This is a genomic window from Apibacter sp. B2912 (assembly GCF_009827835.1).
Classification (GTDB): domain Bacteria; phylum Bacteroidota; class Bacteroidia; order Flavobacteriales; family Weeksellaceae; genus Apibacter.
In genome coordinates this window covers 506,410-524,398 of record NZ_WINV01000002.1, presented here as the reverse complement: position 1 = coordinate 524,398, position 17,989 = coordinate 506,410, and the positions used below count along the sequence as shown (strand labels likewise).

At 31.2% G+C, this 17,989-nt stretch carries 20 protein-coding genes; 8 read left to right on the top strand and 12 right to left on the bottom strand.

Annotated elements, in window-relative coordinates:
• The first annotated feature begins 73 nt into the window (after positions 1-73).
• Both GFV01_RS05650 and GFV01_RS05645 read left to right on the top strand, forming a co-directional pair.
• Positions 74-1,048, top strand: coding sequence for an RHS repeat-associated core domain-containing protein (locus GFV01_RS05650; protein WP_160565633.1), 975 nt, complete (start codon positions 74-76; stop codon positions 1,046-1,048).
• 12 nt (positions 1,049-1,060) lie between these two features.
• Positions 1,061-1,468, top strand: a complete 408-nt coding sequence (locus GFV01_RS05645; RefSeq protein WP_160565486.1) for a hypothetical protein — start codon at positions 1,061-1,063, stop codon at positions 1,466-1,468.
• 116 nt (positions 1,469-1,584) lie between these two features.
• Here GFV01_RS05645 and uvrB read toward each other — a convergent pair whose 3' ends face one another.
• The 8 genes from uvrB to hemG form a co-directional block, all read right to left on the bottom strand.
• Positions 1,585-3,591 carry an excinuclease ABC subunit UvrB gene (gene uvrB, locus GFV01_RS05640; protein WP_160565484.1) on the bottom strand — a complete coding sequence of 669 codons (2,007 nt, stop codon included), beginning with the start codon at positions 3,589-3,591 and terminating at the stop codon, positions 1,585-1,587.
• Between the two features lie 278 nt (positions 3,592-3,869).
• On the bottom strand, positions 3,870-4,490 hold the full coding sequence (locus GFV01_RS05635) for a bifunctional nuclease family protein (protein ID WP_160565482.1): 621 nt from the start codon (positions 4,488-4,490) through the stop codon (positions 3,870-3,872).
• Between the two features lie 152 nt (positions 4,491-4,642).
• Positions 4,643-5,464: a glutamate racemase gene (gene murI, locus GFV01_RS05630; protein ID WP_160565480.1), complete on the bottom strand. Its 822-nt coding sequence runs from the start codon at positions 5,462-5,464 to the stop codon at positions 4,643-4,645.
• Positions 5,465-5,492: 28 nt separating this feature from the next.
• A complete protein-coding gene (gene hemW / locus GFV01_RS05625; RefSeq protein ID WP_160565478.1) occupies positions 5,493-6,626 on the bottom strand; it encodes a radical SAM family heme chaperone HemW in 1,134 nt (377 codons plus the stop codon).
• 353 nt (positions 6,627-6,979) lie between these two features.
• Positions 6,980-7,717 (bottom strand): uroporphyrinogen-III synthase, encoded by a 738-nt coding sequence (locus GFV01_RS05620; RefSeq protein WP_105297371.1) that lies wholly within the window; start codon positions 7,715-7,717, stop codon positions 6,980-6,982.
• Between the two features lie 6 nt (positions 7,718-7,723).
• Positions 7,724-8,365 (bottom strand): DUF4271 domain-containing protein, encoded by a 642-nt coding sequence (locus GFV01_RS05615; protein WP_158254223.1) that lies wholly within the window; start codon positions 8,363-8,365, stop codon positions 7,724-7,726.
• Between the two features lie 24 nt (positions 8,366-8,389).
• Positions 8,390-9,265, bottom strand: coding sequence for a carbon-nitrogen hydrolase (locus GFV01_RS05610; protein WP_105297373.1), 876 nt, complete (start codon positions 9,263-9,265; stop codon positions 8,390-8,392).
• Positions 9,266-9,333: 68 nt separating this feature from the next.
• Entirely contained in the window at positions 9,334-9,873 is a 540-nt protein-coding gene (gene hemG, locus GFV01_RS05605; RefSeq protein ID WP_160565476.1) for a menaquinone-dependent protoporphyrinogen IX dehydrogenase, read from the bottom strand.
• Positions 9,874-10,027: 154 nt separating this feature from the next.
• On the opposite strand from hemG, the gene GFV01_RS05600 reads away from it, so the two are divergent.
• Both GFV01_RS05600 and coaE read left to right on the top strand, forming a co-directional pair.
• A complete protein-coding gene (locus GFV01_RS05600) occupies positions 10,028-10,654 on the top strand; it encodes a hemolysin III family protein (RefSeq protein ID WP_160565473.1) in 627 nt (208 codons plus the stop codon).
• A 7-nt stretch (positions 10,655-10,661) separates the two neighbouring features.
• Complete coding sequence (gene coaE / locus GFV01_RS05595) at positions 10,662-11,261, top strand: dephospho-CoA kinase (RefSeq protein ID WP_160565471.1); 600 nt, start codon at positions 10,662-10,664, stop codon at positions 11,259-11,261.
• On the opposite strand, the gene GFV01_RS05590 is transcribed toward coaE, so the two are convergent.
• Complete coding sequence (locus tag GFV01_RS05590; RefSeq protein ID WP_160565469.1) at positions 11,254-12,468, bottom strand: RsmB/NOP family class I SAM-dependent RNA methyltransferase; 1,215 nt, start codon at positions 12,466-12,468, stop codon at positions 11,254-11,256. The two genes, coaE and GFV01_RS05590, sit on opposite strands and share 8 nt — an antisense overlap.
• A 130-nt stretch (positions 12,469-12,598) precedes the next feature.
• Here GFV01_RS05590 and GFV01_RS05585 point away from each other — a divergent pair, with 130 nt between their 5' ends.
• From GFV01_RS05585 to GFV01_RS05570, 4 genes are all read left to right on the top strand, one after another.
• Positions 12,599-13,303: an alpha/beta hydrolase gene (locus GFV01_RS05585; protein WP_160565467.1), complete on the top strand. Its 705-nt coding sequence runs from the start codon at positions 12,599-12,601 to the stop codon at positions 13,301-13,303.
• 117 nt (positions 13,304-13,420) lie between these two features.
• Complete coding sequence (locus GFV01_RS05580) at positions 13,421-14,386, top strand: PorP/SprF family type IX secretion system membrane protein (RefSeq protein ID WP_160542301.1); 966 nt, start codon at positions 13,421-13,423, stop codon at positions 14,384-14,386.
• A gap of 16 nt (positions 14,387-14,402) precedes the next feature.
• On the top strand, positions 14,403-14,927 hold the full coding sequence (gene idi / locus GFV01_RS05575) for an isopentenyl-diphosphate Delta-isomerase (protein WP_160565465.1): 525 nt from the start codon (positions 14,403-14,405) through the stop codon (positions 14,925-14,927).
• Between the two features lie 19 nt (positions 14,928-14,946).
• Positions 14,947-15,357, top strand: coding sequence for a secondary thiamine-phosphate synthase enzyme YjbQ (locus GFV01_RS05570; protein WP_160565463.1), 411 nt, complete (start codon positions 14,947-14,949; stop codon positions 15,355-15,357).
• A gap of 45 nt (positions 15,358-15,402) precedes the next feature.
• Here GFV01_RS05570 and GFV01_RS05565 read toward each other — a convergent pair whose 3' ends face one another.
• The 3 genes from GFV01_RS05565 to GFV01_RS05555 are packed head-to-tail and all read right to left on the bottom strand — an operon-like array spanning position 15,403 to position 17,820.
• Positions 15,403-16,641, bottom strand: coding sequence for a hypothetical protein (locus GFV01_RS05565; protein WP_160565461.1), 1,239 nt, complete (start codon positions 16,639-16,641; stop codon positions 15,403-15,405).
• 11 nt (positions 16,642-16,652) lie between these two features.
• Entirely contained in the window at positions 16,653-17,372 is a 720-nt protein-coding gene (gene ric, locus GFV01_RS05560; RefSeq protein ID WP_160565459.1) for an iron-sulfur cluster repair di-iron protein, read from the bottom strand.
• Positions 17,373-17,379: 7 nt separating this feature from the next.
• Positions 17,380-17,820 (bottom strand): Rrf2 family transcriptional regulator, encoded by a 441-nt coding sequence (locus GFV01_RS05555; RefSeq protein ID WP_160565457.1) that lies wholly within the window; start codon positions 17,818-17,820, stop codon positions 17,380-17,382.
• Positions 17,821-17,989: the final 169 nt, after the last annotated feature.

The following is a 17,989-nucleotide window of genomic DNA, read 5'->3' as shown; positions in this document are numbered from 1 at the left end:
ATTAATTAGATAGAAAAAGGGAGCAATTGCTCCCTTTTTCATAACTCCAAAATGCCATACTATTTAGGAATAAATAGTACAACATGTAGAATATGTACCGTTTGGAGAAGTGTTTATAGAGGAGAGAAACAACAGTTGGAATACTCCTTACTTGTTTAATGGAAAAGAGTTGGATGAAGAAACAGGACTGTATTATTATGGAGCAAGATACTATAATCCGCGAGAAAGCATCTTTTTAAATGTAGATCCCTTATATGATAAAACAATGTTAATATATCAGTATACCTATCAGAACCCAATAAAGTATACAGATCCAACAGGAATGAAAACAGAAGGAGTAGATCCAGAGAATGAGACAGTATTACCAGAAATAGTAGTAGTAGGAAAAAGAAGACCGTCCAACGATGAAGTAACCAAGCAACAGCAGGAAAAAGAAAGACGCTCAAGAGAAGCCTATCAACGATATTTGGATGCCTATGGCGGAAAACCCTTAATGCATACAGATGATGTAAAGAACTGGACGTTAGGAGCATTAGGCGTGATTTTCGGACCGGTTGCGGCTTATGAAGGCATAGCAGCAGGATTCTTTAGTTTATCCGGAGGAGCAACAACTACAGCCGTTTTAGGTAGAGTAGGCACAGATGCAGCTGTACAAACGGCGGCAAACATGACTACAAACGGCGGAGATTTGACCAAAGCTATAGGAGATGTCAACCTTATCCAGAGCGGCTTAGCGGGTCTAGGAATGAATTATGTAGGTAATGCCTTGCTTTCTTCATCAACTCCAATAACAATAAATGATGGAATGCAGTCCGTATTTAATGGAACACTTGAAGGCAAGCGATTTGTAAACCAGGCAACCTTAGGGGTAATGGGAGGAGCTGCAGCTACAGGAATCAGCGGTTCACAATTATTTAAAGGAACTGTAATCGGGACATACATGCAAACCAGCGTACGCTTTGGTCAAACAGCAGGAAGCAAGGCCGCAACCGTACTTATGAATGCCCCGGATTATGGAGTCAATGTAATTCAAAATAAATTGGATTAGAAAATAACCCTAATGAATAAGTTTATAGAAACTTTACGCTATTATTGGACTCGAGACTCAAAATGGAATTATTTATTTATTATAATACCTTTTATATTGCTGTATATGAATATAAGTTACAAACATAATCCTGTAGAATATGGCAATTACACGATAGGATATATAGATCGGATCTATTGGCCTATAGTAAATCATAAAAAAGTAAGTTATGAATATACCGTAAATGATAAAGTATATTCAAGTAGTAGTATATATAGGGATAGTGCAGATCCCAAGGTAGGACATTATTATTTGGTTCAATTTTCATTGGAGGATAATAGTTATTCAAAAATATACCAGGATATTCCTGTTCCGGATAGCATAAAGCAAGCTCCGCCGGGAGGCTGGAAAGAACGTCCCGAATGGGCAAAAGGTAAATAGAAATCAAAAACCTCGCATTATGCGAGGTTTTTTGATTAAATTATTAATTTTTCAAATTAACAAAAGATAAAATTATTTTTTTAGTAATAATGAATATATTTACTATGGAGTAAAGATTAATCAGATAATTTCATTTTATCCTTTAAAGCCTGTATTTCGTCTCTAAATTGAGCAGCCGTTAAGAAATCTAAATTTTTAGCAGCTTTTTCCATTTCTTTTTGTTTTTTAGAGATAATTTTTTCTAAATCTTCTGATTTATATTGAGGTTCATCCTCTGCAACTTTTTTAATTTCATGTCTTGGAGCATACGATTTCACTTCATTATCCAAGTTATTAATGGAAATATTGGTTATTTTTTTATTTAATGGTTGAGGAGTAATATGATGTTCTAAATTATATTGATTTTGAATTTCCCTTCTTCTAGCTGTTTCATCGATCGTTTTTTTCATACTATCCGTCATTTTATCCGCATACATAATAACCTTACCGTGAATATTACGAGCGGCTCTACCCGCGGTTTGCGTTAGAGAACGATGCGATCGTAAAAACCCTTCTTTATCGGCGTCAAGTACAGCAACTAAAGAAACTTCGGGAAGATCTAATCCTTCACGTAATAAATTGACACCAACTAAAACATCGAATTTACCAATACGTAAATCCTGCATAATTTCAACACGTTCCAATGTATCAATATCTGAATGAATAAATCGAGTTCTAATCCCAAATTTCGTAAGATATTTAGTTAATTCCTCCGCCATACGTTTTGTTAGCGTAGTAACTAATATCCTTTCATCCTCTTCAATTCTTTTTTGAATTTCAGCCATCAGATCATCAATTTGATTTAAAGAAGGTCTCACTTCAATTACAGGATCCAGTAATCCGGTCGGACGAATAATTTGTTCAATGTATATTCCTTCACTTTTCTGCAATTCATAATCAGCTGGTGTAGCGCTAACATAAATGACCTGATTCTGCATCATTTCAAATTCCTCAAATTTTAAAGGACGGTTATCTAGTGCGGCAGGAAGTCTGAAACCATGTTCTACCAACGTTTCTTTTCTGCTTCGGTCTCCTCCGTACATGGCATGAACCTGAGGTAAAGTAACGTGACTTTCATCAATTACCATTAGATAATCTTCAGGAAAATAGTCTAATAAACAGAAAGGTCGGGTTCCGGGTAGACGACCGTCGAGATATCGAGAATAATTTTCAATTCCCGAACAATATCCTAACTCTTTAATCATTTCCAGATCAAATTCAGTTCGTTCTTTTAAGCGGTGAGCTTCCAGATTTTTACCTACTTCATTATAATAGTCGACCTGCTTACCTAAATCAATTTGTATGTTTCGTATAGCATTATTTAATGTTTCTGGAGAAGTCACAAATAGGTTAGCCGGATATATATTGATACTTTCAATAGAATCAATTACATTATTAGAAACATAATCAACATTTTCAATTCGTTCAATCTCATTTCCGAAAAATTGAATTCGTATTCCTGTATCTGAATAAGCAGGAAAAACATCGATTACATCCCCTTTGACTCTAAAATTTCCTCTTCCAAAATTGATTTCAGAGCGTGAATATAAGGCATTCACTAAAGATTGCAGTAATTTTGTTTTTGAAATAGCTTGACCCACTTTTAATGATACCATGCTACTTTTAAATTCCACCGGATTTCCAATACCATATAGACAAGAAACAGAAGAAACTACCAATACATCTCGTCTGCCGGAAAGCAGGGAAGAAGTAGCGCTTAAACGTAATTTTTCAAGATTTTCATTAATGGACAAATCTTTCTCTATATACGTATTGGTAGTAGGCATAAATGCTTCTGGCTGATAATAATCGTAATATGAAACAAAATATTCTACTGCATTATTTGGAAAGAATTCTTTAAATTCCATATAAAGTTGAGCAGCCAACGTTTTATTATGTGCCAGGATGATAGTCGGACGTTGAATTTTTTCAACCACATTGGCAATAGTGAAGGTTTTACCCGAACCGGTTACTCCTAATAGAGTTTGATACTTTTCATTTTTTAATATTCCTTTGGAAAGTGATTCAATAGCCTGAGGCTGATCGCCTGTAGGCTTAAATTGAGAAACTACTTGAAATTTCATATATTAAAAATATAAATGTAATAAAATATATATTGATAGTACTCTTTTTACTTAAAAGGTTTTTTTACTGTATAAAAACAAATATGTTAAGGCATTAATTATCATTTGAAACCTAGGTTTCAAAAAATATGTTACATTAAATTAAGTAATGTTTTATTTACTTAAATAAGGAAGATAATAAATTTAAAGTTTGAAACTTAAATTTATAAATAATAATCAATTAAATGATGTTAAAATATTATAAAATAATGATAAATTTAAACAAGTTGCGAGATAGTTTATTTTCGTTTAACGAGTTCATCTCTTAATTTCGCTGCAGTCTCATAATCTTCATTTTCTATAGCTTTAGAAATTAAATCATTAATCTCTGAATCGGTTAAATGGGCGAATGAATCTTCAATGTCATTGATATTCAATTGATTTTCAATGGTATCTAACGCCTTTTCAAAAGTTGATTCATTGGCTAATTCATCTTCATTCATTTCCGTATAAACTCCTGCTTTTTCCAGGATCTCTTTAGTGGCATACACGGGAGCTTCAAAACGCACGGCTAAGGCAATGGCATCAGAAGTGCGAGAATCTATTTCAATTTCCTCATCGGTATCTCTGTTTTGAAATAAAATATTGGAATAAAATACTCCATCTTTCAATTTATATATAAAAACAGCTTTTACAACAATATGAAAACTTTTTGCAAAGGTAGTAAATAAATCATGAGTAATTGGTCGAGGAGGAGTAATATCTTTCTCTAATGCTAAAGCTATGGATTGTGCTTCAAAGCTTCCTATAATTACAGGAATTTTCCTTTTACCAAAATCTTCTTCTAAAATAAGAGCATAAGCTCCGGTTTGAGTTTGGCTGTATGAAATACCTCTAATATGTAGTCGAATTAAATCCATAAATTATATATTACTCAATGAAAACATAGTAAATACTGAAATAACAATGCAATTTACGATTTTTTTTTAGAATTTTTTAATAGATATTTATTTTAGGGGTATAAAGAAACTTTTCTTTATATAAATTAATAAAATCCTTTTTTGTTGATAAATTAATTTCTAATAGTATTAAAAATATCAACAATTTTAAGATGTATGCAGCTTCCAAAAAATTTCTTTGCCAATTTAGAAAAAGTAGGCGTTAAATCGGAAACATAAAATTCATACAAAGGGTTTTTAGATTGTGAAGTCAATTTTTTATTTTCTAGGTCTTGTTTAATGTAATTGGCAACGATCAGTGGAGAATCAATAACCTGAATTTTATTTAAATAGAAATTTTTAACTTCATTAATAATGATAGGATAATGAGTACACCCTAAAATTAAAGAATCTATATTTTGTAGCTTTTTATTAGTTAAATACGTTTTAAGAACTATAGAAGATATTTCATGATTATTAAAACCTTCTTCAATTACCGGAACCAGCAGAGGAGCAGCTAGTTCATGAACATTTATATGTGGATTCAGTTTTTGAATGCTTTTTTTATAAATATGAGAAGATATGGTAGATTTGGTGGCTAATACACCTACATTTTGATTAAAAGTGAAGGCTACTTTTTCAGCTACGGGTGAAATAACATCATATACCGGCACATTTTTTTCATTTGCCAAAGCAATTACTTCTTTTAAAGCGTTGGCAGTGGCAGTATTACAAGCAATAACAATAGCTTTACAATTATTTTCGAGTAAAAATTTAGTTATTTTTATCGAATATTCGGTTATAACTTCTTTAGATTTATCTCCATAAGGCAAATGTTTTGAGTCTCCGTAATAAATTAGACTTTCATGAGGTAACAATCGTTTTATTTCCTTCGCAATAGTAAGTCCTCCCATTCCGGAGTCAAAAATACCAATAGGTCGATCTTCTTCTTTCATTGATGCAAAAATAAGTGTTTATAATTTATTAATCAATGAAAAAAAATTGGGCAATAATTCCATCCGTAAAAAATAAAGATTCCGGATGAATGGTTACTATTTGATTGGATATTCTTACTTTTTTAGTTGCTTCCAGTTTCTTTAGTTCTTTATAAAAGTGTTTCATCAAAGAAGATGAAAATTCTTTCTCCAATTCATCGATATTGATCCCCCAGAGGGTACGTAGTCCCAACATGATTTTTTCATTAAAACGATCTTTTTCACTAATTACCTCTTCCTCATGGTTGAGTATATTATTTTCGATTGCTTTAAGGTATTTTATATTATGGGAAACATTCCAGCTTCTTTTATCTTTTCCATTATAAGAGTGGGCAGAAGGTCCTATTCCCAAATAAGGTTTATTTTTCCAATAGGAAGTATTATGTTGAGAAAAAAACGTTTCTTTACCAAAATTTGAAAATTCATATTGGATATACTTATGCTCAATTAATTTATTTCTAAGCATTTCAAATTGAATCGCTTGTTTTTCCTCATCAATAGGTGGAAGTTTATTTTTTCTGATTTGAGCTTCAAAAGCGGTTTTTGGTTCAACTGTAAGCGCATAGGATGAAATATGAGGAATTCCTAGAGAGATAGCTTTTTCAAGAGTATACATCCATCTTTCATGGGTAGTAGTTTGTGCCCCATAAATCAAATCTATCGTAATATTATTAAAACCAATATCTTGAGCGGATCGAATAGATTGAATTGCTTCATCCGCATTGTGGTTTCGATTCATAAATTTGATATCCTCATCAATAAAAGATTGGATCCCGACACTTAGTCGATTTACAGGAGTTTGATTTTTGAGGAAGTGAAGATATTCTACAGATAAATCATCCGGATTTGCCTCAAAAGTAATTTCCTTTGTTTCAGACATATCGTAATGTTCCTTAATTATAGTAAATAAGTATTCAAGTTCTTTATAATTAAGGATTGAAGGAGTTCCACCACCAAAATATATGGTCTTAATGGGGCTAATCAATTCATTTTTTCTTAAAATCAATTCTTTACCTATAGCTTGTATCAATTGTGATTTGTAGTTGAATTGAGTTGAAAAATGAAAATTACAATAATTACATTTTTTTACACAAAAAGGAATATGAATATAAAGTCCCGACATAGTAAAATCATTGCAAAGATATTACAACTCAAGGAAATGTTGAATCATTTTAATTAATTTAACTTGTATTAATAAATTTTTTTAAGCAAATGATTACGTCATAATATTTGATAAATAGTATAATGAAGATTAAATTAAGTTATAAAAGTAGTAAGTTAAAAAAATGTGTATTATCAATGAATGAGTTTTATTAGTGTCGTAAGCTAAAAAGGTAAATGTGCCTTACAAGTATTTAAATAGGGAACAAGTAATGCAAAGTTAATATGTAAGTAAGAACGAAAATAAATTTTATCTATACAGTAAAAAAAAAGCTCAAATTTAATTTTAAATTTGAGCTTTATATATTTTATAAATTATTGTAAAAAATCATCCAAAGCTTTTGCCATTGATGGACTTTCTTTGGTTGGTGCAAAGAAGTTAACAGTTAATCCTGCTTCTTCAGCAGCTTGTTTGGTGGAATGACCAAATATACCGATACTTATGGAATCTTGTTTAAAATCTTTATAATTATCAAATAAGGATTTGATACCGGAAGGACTAAAAAATACTAAAGCATCGTATTCTTTAATATCTTTAATTTGTGAAGCCACATCGCTACTTACTGTACGGAAAAGTATAGCTCGGGTATAATCTACTCCTGATTTGTCTAATGCATCAGGGATATCCTGGTTAAGCACATCAGAAGTTGGTAAAAGATATTTTTCATTTGGGTTCTTCTTCAAAAGAGGAATCATATCTTCCGCCTCTTTCTCTCCAAAATAGATTTTTCTTTTTCGGTATACAATATATCTTTGAAGATATAAAGCAATAGCCTCAGATTGACAAACATATTTCATGGAATCAGGTACCGTAAATCGCATTTCATCGGCCAGTCTAAAAAAATGATCGATCGCATTGCGGCTGGTAAATATGATTGCGGTAAAATTAGAAAAATCGATTTTTTGTAATCTAACATCTTTTGCATCAGCGCCTTGCACATGGATAAAAGGACAAAAATCAATTTTTATTTTATGCTTTTTTTCAATGTCAAAATATGGTGAACTATCGCCAGCGGGCTTTGATAGAGAGATTAAAACGGATTTTATTTTCATAATAAATTAAAATTTATCTCCTAAAAACACTAATTTTAAAACATATAGTGCCGGTAAGATTTCGAAAGCGCAAAGGTACAAAAATTCATAATAACCAGGAAGTTTTATTTGATTTTTAATGAAGAACATCAGCCAAATCCATTCTGTAACCAGTAAAAATGATAGCGTTCCTACCACAAGATAAGGAGCATATTGAACCGAAATATCTGTATAATATATTGTAAAACAAAGTAGTATTGTAATAAACAATTTGATAAACAAAAAGATAAATCGATTATTATAATTAATCTGATATTCTTTGTTTTTTCCTAATATCAAAAGAAAGCCGTTTCCTAACGTATAAGAAGATACTTGATATATGGTTAAAATTACAAATAATGAGATTAATTTTAAAGCTTCCGTATTATAAAATGGAATTACTACCGTAAAAAAAGGAAGAAGAGTTAAAGCCAAAATAACCGTATAAACAAAACTACATATAGCAACATACAAAGTAAAATTCTCATTTTCGGTAGGTATGGACCTAAAACGGAAAATGGGTTCATCTTTAGGAATTAATAAAAATCTCGAAATAATCAATAATAGTAAAGATCCTAAGAGAATAAAATTTACCAGATTGTCCCCTAAAGGTATTTTTGTTATTTCCAAAATTTAGATGATTTATTCTATAAATTAATCTTCATCAATAAAACGTTTGGTAATAGGAGAATAAGAGTCAATACGACGATCTCTTAAAAAAGGCCAATGCACTCGGTAACTGTCAGATTGTTCGGTTTCAATTTCCACGACCATAACCTCTTCATTTTCATGAGAAGCTTGTTGTAAAATAGTGCCGAACGGATTAGAAACAAAAGATCCACCCCAAAATTTCATAGCGCCGTCTTGTTCATATCCCACACGATTAACACTTACTGTATGCACTCCGTTGGCAATAGCATGACTTCTTTGAATGGTTTGCCATGCATTATATTGTTCGATGTTGGTGTCTTCATCTTGAGTAGAAGCCCAACCAATAGCTGTAGGATAAAATAGAATTTCAGCACCCAATAAAGCCGTAATACGAGAAGCTTCGGGATACCATTGATCCCAACAAATTAATACTCCAATTTTAGCATATTTGGTCTGAAAAACCTTGTATCCTAAGTCACCCGGAGTAAAATAAAATTTTTCATAATAAGCAGGATCATCAGGAATATGCATTTTGCGGTATTTTCCCAAATATTGACCATCGGCATCAATAATTGCAGTAGTATTATGGTATAATCCTTTGGCTCTTTTCTCAAAAAGAGAAGCAACAATGACAACATTTAATTCAGCCGCTATTTTTCCCAATCGGTCCGTAGTGGGGCCGGGAATAGTTTCAGCTATTTTAAAATTATCGTAATTTTCAACATCACAAAAATACAGGGATGTAAATAACTCTTGAAGACAAACTATTTGAGCACCTTGTGAAGCTGCTTTTTTAATTCCTTCAATTGCTTTCTCTATGTTATTCTCAATATTATTGGAACAGCTGGATTGTACCAATCCGATTTTTACTTTTGCCATTACTTAAAAATATATTTTCAAGGTTTTTTCACTTACAAAAATAAGTTATATTTTATAAATTATAGTGCTCAAATGGCATCAATTTGAGAATTAAACTCGTTGGCAAAAGTTTTAACCTGTTTCCAATCTGTGTATTCAATTACGGTTGAAGAATCTGTAGGACCTTTAGTCATTGTCATAATAAGCTGAATCATGAGCCTGTCGAAAGTTGAATAGGCAGGATAATTTAATAAGCCACCAAATAAACCTATAAGGTTTGGTTTCCATTTAATTTTATTTAAAAATTTTTTAGCGTATGGATTATTTTCAACCAATCTTCTTTCTTTATTTCTCGATATTAAACTTATTGAGAAAAAAGCATTTGGCATCGAATTTAGTTCTTGAGAATGAGTATTGATATATTTTTTTACTTTATTTCTGTGGAATCCATACCGAATACTAGCCCCGATAATTACACCATCAAAGTTAGAAAGAGAGGGAATTGGATCATTAATTGATACTATAGTTACCGTCGCCTTTAAATTAGCTGCAATGAACTTGGAAATTTTAATGGTATGACCATCGGTAGAAGAATATATAATCAAAACTTTTTTTTCTTTTGATGACATATGACAATAAAGTTTTTAGTGACTGCAAAATTACTCATAATAAATGTAATAGCCGGTATGTATGAATAAAGCTTTTATGAATAAGAAGTGTTAAAAATTACAAAATTAAATTTCAGATAAATATATTTAGTAACTTTGTTAAAAGTTAAAGGTAATGACTCAAATAGCCAGAGATAAACAAGAAATTTTAAATACTATTTCGCATGGAATGGGAATTATATTGGGTATTGTCGGACTAATATTTCTATTAGTAAAAAATAATAATAGTAGTTTATACAGTACCTTAAGCATTTGGACGTTTGGTCTTTCGCTCATCATCTTATATACCTCTTCAACCATCTATCATTTTTTTGTGAATGAAAATTGGAAGAAAAAAGCACGCGTTTTAGATCACATGAGCATATTTTTACTGATTGCAGGAACATATACGCCGATTTGTCTGATCACATTGGAAAAAAGTTCGGGATGGACGCTTTTTACTATCGTTTGGACTATAGCAGCTTTAGGTATTATCATGAAAATTTTTTTGACCGGTAAGGTTGATAAGTTATCTTTACTTCTTTATTTGGTTATGGGTTGGCTTTTGGTGTTCGACATAAAGAATATCGCAAATTCAATGACTTTTCAGGCTTTGCTTTTTTTAGTTCTGGGAGGAGTTTTGTACACTCTGGGAACTATATTTTATGCAAGGGATAAGATGCCTTATGCTCATTTTATATGGCATTTATTTGTTTTAGGAGGAAGCGCATCCCATTACGCTATGGTATACTATATTATATAAATTATTAATGAAAATAGTTGGATTAACAGGAGGAATGGGGGTAGGAAAATCGACGGTAGCCAAATTATTTGAAGATTTTGGTTTTCCGGTGTTTAATTCCGATACAAGAGCAAAGGAACTAATGGTTGAAAATGATGAGCTCAAAAGGAATATAATTTCACTTTTAGGTCAAGAGGCTTATGAAGGAGACACATTAAACCGAAAATATATAGCAAAAAAAATCTTTACCGATAAAGAACTTCTTAAAAAGCAGAATCTTTTAGTTCATACTGCTTTGCAACACGACTTTCAGTTATGGAAAAGTAAACAGAATGCCCTATTTGGAATCAAAGAAGCAGCCATTTTATTTGAAAGTGGTTCTTACAAAGATTGCGATTTTACGATAGCTGTTACTTCTCCCGATTCTCTACGGATGCAAAGAATACTATCCAGAGATCATTTATCCGAAACTGAAGTTAAAGAACGTATTCAACATCAATGGCCTCAGAGTAAAATTGTAAAATTATCCACCTTTCATATAAATAATGATTCGGATTATGAAAATTTAAAAAATCAGGTCATTCAAACCGTCAATATCTTAAAAAGTAAATGCAAACAGACTAGCTAGTTCGGACGATTTTAGCCATATAAAACCCATCAAAACCACAAACGGATGGCATCAATTTTTTCTCTTCAATCAACTGATAATTGGAGTTTTCTTTCAAAAAGTTTTCCACTTGTAAAGAATTCTCAGATGGTAAAATGGAACAAGTTGCATAAACTAAGATTCCGTCTTTTCTAACAAGTTTGGAATGGTTTTGCAAGATTTGTCTTTGTTCCTCTCTAACACGGCTTATAAACTCTTCATTTAGTTTCCATTTAGCATCCGGATTACGTCTCAAAACACCCAAACCGGAACACGGAGCGTCAATGAGTACTCTATCTGCGCTATTTTCAAGTCTTTTTAATGTTTTAGAATCTTCAATAAATTTAGTTTGTATATTGTGAGCACCATTTCTGCGAGCTCTTTGTTTTAACGTTTGCAATTTCCATTCATGAATATCCATGGCAATAATTTGGCCTTTGTTTTCCATTAAAGCAGCAAGTTGTAAAGTTTTACCACCGGCTCCTGCACATGAATCGATAACTCTCATCCCGGGTTTTACGTCAACAAATTCTCCCACTCTTTGTGAAGACGCATCTTGAATTTCAAATAAACCGTCTTTAAAAGCTTGTGTTTTGAAAATATTTTTCTTCTCTTCCATTATAAGAGCATTTTTGTATCCCCTGATAAAATCAACGGTTATATTTTCTTCACTCAAAACGTCTTTAAGTTCTTCAGCTGTGATTTTAAGAGTATTAGCTCTTAAGATGGTTTGTGCCGGAACGTTTAAAGCTTTTATTTCTTGGCTCCATGAATCGCCCAATTCTGATTCCAACACTTTTTGCATCCATTCAGGAATAGAATATTTTATGGCTAGAGTGGGAAAAGGAAGTTTAAAACGATCCTTTATCTTTTTTATATATACTTTTTCGAATTCAGGAAAAGGTTGAAGCTCAATTTTACTACGGAGTAAATACGTGGCGATTATACTATCTATAGATTCGGGAGATAGCTTCTTATTTGCAAAAAATTCCAATTGGTTTTTCCAGCGTATAATCTCATAAAATGATTCAGAAACAAAGCCACGGTCTTTGCTGCCCCATTTTTTATTGAATTTCAGAGTTCTTTCCAGCACCTTGTCCGCGTATTTATTTGGCTCGAAAAAACTTTCTTCTAAGGCTTTATGTAAACCTATTATTAAATTTCTGTGTAACTTTATCTTTGGAATCATTTCGTATGAAAATATTTGCAAATATATAGGTTAATTATAACATGTATCAATAGTTAAGCTAATGCATTGCACAATAAAAAATACATTTGTATTATAACAGTAATTACTTAACTACAAAATAAATAAAACTATGAAGGTATATTTCATTCCGGGATTAGGGGCAAAATGTCAATGTTTCAAGTTCATTAAGCTACCTGAAGGATTTGAAAAAATATATATTGAATGGCATCTTCCTGAAAAAAATGATAGTTTATCTACTTATGTCCGAAAGATGTCAGAAAAAATAGATCAATCCGAGCCTTTTATATTAGTCGGCTATTCTTTTGGAGGCGTCATTGTTCAAGAAATGAATAAGTTTATGAAACCTGAAAAAACCATACTGATAGCAAGTATGAAAGATAAAATCCAAATTCCTGAATTATTCAAAATCTTAAAGAAAATTAAATTCGCAAAATGGTTTCCCATGAAATTTTTTACCGGAAAGAAAATGCTTTCATATGCATTTATGAGATCCGTTTATTTTAATACGATACCATCCAAAAAACAAAAAAGAAATCAAATTAAGTTAGAAGAATTTATGGTAGATTTAAATTCAGAGTACTTTAAATGGTCCATTGATCAAATTATAAATTGGTTACCCGAAAAAGAATGTGAAAAAATATATCAAATTCATGGAACAAAAGATATTATTTTTCCATTTAAGAAGATACATACCAGTTATGCTACTACCCAACAACCCCATCTTGAAATCGTAGAAAAAGGATCCCATCTTTTAGTATTGGAATTACCAAAAAAAGTGAATAAAGCATTAGAAAATATAATATTAAATGAATAAATAATAAAAATTGATGAAAAAAAATTTAAAACTTTAGTAATACGTAAAATATTTCTTTTTTTAGTAAGTTTGTACAATATATAAATGTTTATTTAGATTCTAATTTAATAATTGCTAATGAGATCATTTCGACTTTTTTTATTTTTAATGCTATCATTTTTTCTAACTAAAGTAAAATTATATGGTCAACAAAGTATCCCTTTTGATCAACAATATCTTTTGTCGGATAAAGTGTTGATTAATCCGTCGTATACAGGATCTACTGATGATATTGTATTAAAAGCTACGTATCATCAACAATTTAGCAATTTTAATGAAAGTCCGAATACCCAAACCATCAGTACCCATTTCAATGCTTTTGACAGGGTAGGATTAGGGGCTTACTTTTTTAGGGATGAAAACGGTCCGATTACACTAACAGGAGCTAATATTTCTGGAGCCTATCATATTCCTTTAACGGATGAAGAGAACAGATCGGAAAGTCAGTTTTCATTCGGTACTTCGTTCAGTTTTTTTTCACAATCATTTGAATATTCCAAATTGAGACCCGAAGATGCGAATGATCCTCTATTATATGGTGATAAATCTGTATTTTTGCCTTACCTGAATTTAGGGATGTCTGTAGCCTATGAAGGTTTCTTTGCAGGAGTTTCTGTACAAGACATACCTTTAGGAAAAAACAAACCGGTGGTAAACTCCATTGAACCTTCACCTTCTTGGTATTATTTGAATTTAGGCTATAATTGGGAATTGGTGGAATCCTTTTTTTTAGAACCCTCATTTATGATGAGCTTAAATACAAATTCCGAAAGAATGATGGATTTAAATTTGAAAGCTAAATATAAAGATGATTTCAATGCTTTTGCTTTAGGAGTTAGTTACAGGACAGCCAAAGATTCTCAAGTTAGCGGCGGTCTATCCGTAACACCATTTTTACAAGCAGAATTAGGCAGGTTAAATTTTACTTTTGGATATAATTTTGGAATTACAGACGTATTCAAAAAAGGAGGTGATGGATTATTGGTAGGTTTAGGATATAATATAGAAAACTTTATAAATCCACAAGGATTTCGTTACAGATAGAAGAATTTTTGAAAAGATGACAGAATACGTAGTTTTAGTGAATGAGAAAGATGAGATAGTAGGTGAAATGGAAAAGCAAGAAGCCCATATAAAAGGTAGATTGCATCGAGCATTTTCAATATTTATTTTCAATAAAAAAAAGGAACTTTTAATTCAACAAAGAGCAAAAATAAAATATCATTCCTCATTGAAATGGACCAATACTTGTTGCAGCCATCCTAGAATTGGTGAAAGTTATATGGATGGAGCGCATCGGAGACTTAAAGAAGAATTAGGGTTTGATTGTGAATTGCACAAAAAGTTCGATTTTATTTATAAAGCAGAGGTAGGAGATGGGCTTATTGAACATGAATATGATTATGTTTTCATAGGCCAATACGATGGAGAAATAGTTATCAATCCCTTGGAAGTAGAATCGATAAAGTGGATAAACTTAACCGATTTAAAAAAAGATATTGATTTACATCCCTCTAGTTATACTGAATGGTTTAAGATTATATTTGACAAATATGAAAAATATATTGAACATTACACTGGTTAATTTTTAATCAATAAATCCGATGGTATCTCAAATAGAAATTGTTTTAAAAGAACGAGCCAGAGGTTTTCATTTGATCACGGATGAAATCATCAATAAATTACCGCACCTTCCTCCGGTCGGAATACTCCATCTTTTTATTAAGCATACATCTGCAGGCTTAGCCATCAATGAAAATGCCGATCCCGAGGTCAGATTCGATCTAGAAAATATTTTTAATCATATAGTTAAAGAAGGAGAACCTTACTATACCCATATTTATGAAGGGGAAGATGATATGCCATCCCATGCTAAATCCATACTTTCAGGAGCGAGTGTATCGTTACCAATAACCAATGGAAAACTTAATTTAGGAACTTGGCAGGGTTTATATTTATGTGAATTTAGAAATAGAGGAGGAAACAGAAAACTGGTTGCTACTATATTAAGCTAGTTCAGCCTTTTTTAACCCTTTTTTAATTTTTTATTATTCGATTCTTTACTGGATTTGGCTATTGCTTTTTAAAGAAAGATTAGCTTGATATAAATACATCAAATATAATCCAAAACTTAAAGGAAATAACAAGCTGATACAAGACAAAACACAAGAATAATAAGGAATTGAACCTTTATCTAAATAAAGGTAAAATCCCTGTATAAATAATAAACCTTCCGAAATAAAGAAGAAAAGTAAGAAAAAGAAAGTACCGATCTGTATAAGATTATTTCTGCAGTTAATCCATTGACATTGTATCAAGAGTAAAACAACAGCTAAAGTTGTATACATTCCAAGAACTTCCAAATGTATAAATCCTATACGTAAATTTTTAATTTCATGAGATAATTGAGCCATTTCCGGTACTAAAAGAAACAGTTGGAGAACGTTTTTTGCAACAAAGGAAATTACAAAACAACCGTATAAAAGATATAGGATATAATCATTTTTTTTACTAATTTTTACAAAAAAAGGATGAATATACTTTAAATACAATACTAAAGCGGCAATGTTACAAAGAATCCCTAAAGAGTATACAAAATAAATATAAATCGAATGAAAATACCAGCTAAGAGGTAAGCCAAATGTTAAAAGTATACCTCCTAAAATCAAAATATAAAAATACCTGGCAATTTTAGGCGGAATCCTTAAAGATTTTATTGTAATCAATCGTAATAATAAAGCCAAAGAGCCCAATAAAAACCAACCATTGATTTGGAAATGTAGATAAAATTGTATGCAAATAGAATACAATACAGAGTTCTTACCTAATGTTCCCATTGTAATCCCCAGTCCCCAAATACCAAAAGAAGATATGAGCATACAAGTTAATGCAGATCTAAGAAAAATAGAACTTAAGTCATTCTCTTGAGTAATACTCTTAAAAGTTATAAAGCAGAAATAATAAGAACATAAAATATGTATAACGGAAAACAATATAGAAAACAAGCCATAGCCTTGAATCGGAAAGCTCAATAACATTCCCAAAATAGTTGATTGAGTAATCCAAAATAAGGCAGAATAGGAAGATAAATTATTTTTATTTTGAGGGATAAAATACAGATAGATTAATACATAATATATTTGATACAATCCTCCCAACATAGCAATATGAGAATGAGTATGTAAAAAATTACCATATGGAAAACGTACCTCATAGTATTGAAATATCCTGAGTAAAAATCCCAGAACTCCGGCAACAAATACATTTAAAAAGCTTACAATAATCCACTTTTTAATCATCGTTTGTATTCTTAGTTCATAGAAGATTCCAATTGTATAGCTTTAGGAAATAAAATATTATTTTCCAAATGAATATGTTTGTGTAAATTTTGCTCAAATTCATCCAGCATAGCAAAAGATACACGATACGTATTGCAAGCCTCCATGGGAGGAGTATAATTTTGAGTTAATTCGCAAATTCTTTTAAATCGTTCACCTTCAATGTCATGATCGTGCTTCATCATCTCAATAGGATTTTGGACAGTACCAAAATGAGGAGTTACAAAGGGTAAATTTTTATTTTTAGCTTCATTCAATTGACGAATAAAAGGAAATAAAATTCTTTCCTCCTTTTGTATATGTGCTTCTAAATCGTTTACAGAGGCTTCAAATAAATGATAAACTTCCACTAATTCGGGATGCCTAAAACCATGAACTTTCTGTACTTTATTTAAAAACTTTAACAATGAGGGGCTTTTTTCACGAATATATTGATGATGGATTTTTTCAATATAATCTGCCAATAAATCCAGCGGCCAAGATTTAAAATCAATGTTTTCCTCGCGAACAGCTATTGCTTCATTGAGTTGATCGGTTAATTCTTTGATATCAATTGATTTTTTATCACAAGCTTGTTCGATGGTTCTGTCTCCTTTACAACAAAAATCGATACCGTATTTTGAGAAAACGGAAGCTGTTTGATAATTTTCAGCTACAATTTCTCCAATAGTTGCATTCCAATTATGTTCCATATTATAATTAATTTGTTATTTTTAAAAAAGTTAAACCGGAAATTACATCCCTAATCATATCTTCAATACTGATTGATTGGAGAGTATCCTGTAATTGATTCCGAATAGCCTTAAATTTATGGTGAGCAGGGCAAGGGTGATTCTCCGAGCATTTGGGTAATCCCAATGCACATCCCGTAAAAATTGAATCTCCATCAATAGCCGATACAATGTCGTATACTTTAATTTCCGATAAAGAATTAATAGGAATACTAAACCCACCCGAAGGTCCTTTATGGGAAGTAATTATATGATGCCTAACTAAAGTTTGTAAGATTTTAGCGGTAAACGCCTCCGGAGAATTAATTTCTGCAGAAATATCTTTCAAACCCGGTTTATTTCCTTTAAAAGATTGGGCACCAACAAATATCGTCGCTCTAATAGCATATTCACAGCTCTTCGAAAACAATTTCTAGATATTTAAATTGTGCCAAAGGTATAAAAAAAATAATAAAGGATAAAAATATCTTTTATTATATAGAAAATTATCAATATTTATATGGGATAAAAATGCTTGATTTACAGAATAATAAATTAAATTAAGGTAAATTTTGATATATAAATTGCAAAATAAATAT

What these genes read in the sequence shown, in the direction of transcription:
- hemW (WP_160565478.1), bottom strand. Translation starts at nt 6,626, where the DNA reads ATGTCGGGACTTTATATTCATATTCCTTTTTGTGTAAAAAAATGTAAT.
- hemG (WP_160565476.1), bottom strand. Translation starts at nt 9,873, where the DNA reads ATGTCATCAAAAGAAAAAAAAGTTTTGATTATATATTCTTCTACCGAT.
- GFV01_RS05580 (WP_160542301.1), top strand. Translation starts at nt 13,421, where the DNA reads ATGAGATCATTTCGACTTTTTTTATTTTTAATGCTATCATTTTTTCTA.
- uvrB (WP_160565484.1), bottom strand. Translation starts at nt 3,591, where the DNA reads ATGAAATTTCAAGTAGTTTCTCAATTTAAGCCTACAGGCGATCAGCCT.
- ric (WP_160565459.1), bottom strand. Translation starts at nt 17,372, where the DNA reads ATGGAACATAATTGGAATGCAACTATTGGAGAAATTGTAGCTGAAAAT.
- GFV01_RS05565 (WP_160565461.1), bottom strand. Translation starts at nt 16,641, where the DNA reads ATGATTAAAAAGTGGATTATTGTAAGCTTTTTAAATGTATTTGTTGCC.
- GFV01_RS05590 (WP_160565469.1), bottom strand. Translation starts at nt 12,468, where the DNA reads ATGATTCCAAAGATAAAGTTACACAGAAATTTAATAATAGGTTTACAT.
- murI (WP_160565480.1), bottom strand. Translation starts at nt 5,464, where the DNA reads ATGAAAGAAGAAGATCGACCTATTGGTATTTTTGACTCCGGAATGGGA.
- GFV01_RS05600 (WP_160565473.1), top strand. Translation starts at nt 10,028, where the DNA reads ATGACTCAAATAGCCAGAGATAAACAAGAAATTTTAAATACTATTTCG.
- GFV01_RS05585 (WP_160565467.1), top strand. Translation starts at nt 12,599, where the DNA reads ATGAAGGTATATTTCATTCCGGGATTAGGGGCAAAATGTCAATGTTTC.
- GFV01_RS05645 (WP_160565486.1), top strand. Translation starts at nt 1,061, where the DNA reads ATGAATAAGTTTATAGAAACTTTACGCTATTATTGGACTCGAGACTCA.
- GFV01_RS05570 (WP_160565463.1), top strand. Translation starts at nt 14,947, where the DNA reads ATGGTATCTCAAATAGAAATTGTTTTAAAAGAACGAGCCAGAGGTTTT.
- GFV01_RS05620 (WP_105297371.1), bottom strand. Translation starts at nt 7,717, where the DNA reads ATGAAAATAAAATCCGTTTTAATCTCTCTATCAAAGCCCGCTGGCGAT.
- GFV01_RS05610 (WP_105297373.1), bottom strand. Translation starts at nt 9,265, where the DNA reads ATGGCAAAAGTAAAAATCGGATTGGTACAATCCAGCTGTTCCAATAAT.
- coaE (WP_160565471.1), top strand. Translation starts at nt 10,662, where the DNA reads ATGAAAATAGTTGGATTAACAGGAGGAATGGGGGTAGGAAAATCGACG.
- idi (WP_160565465.1), top strand. Translation starts at nt 14,403, where the DNA reads ATGACAGAATACGTAGTTTTAGTGAATGAGAAAGATGAGATAGTAGGT.
- GFV01_RS05635 (WP_160565482.1), bottom strand. Translation starts at nt 4,490, where the DNA reads ATGGATTTAATTCGACTACATATTAGAGGTATTTCATACAGCCAAACT.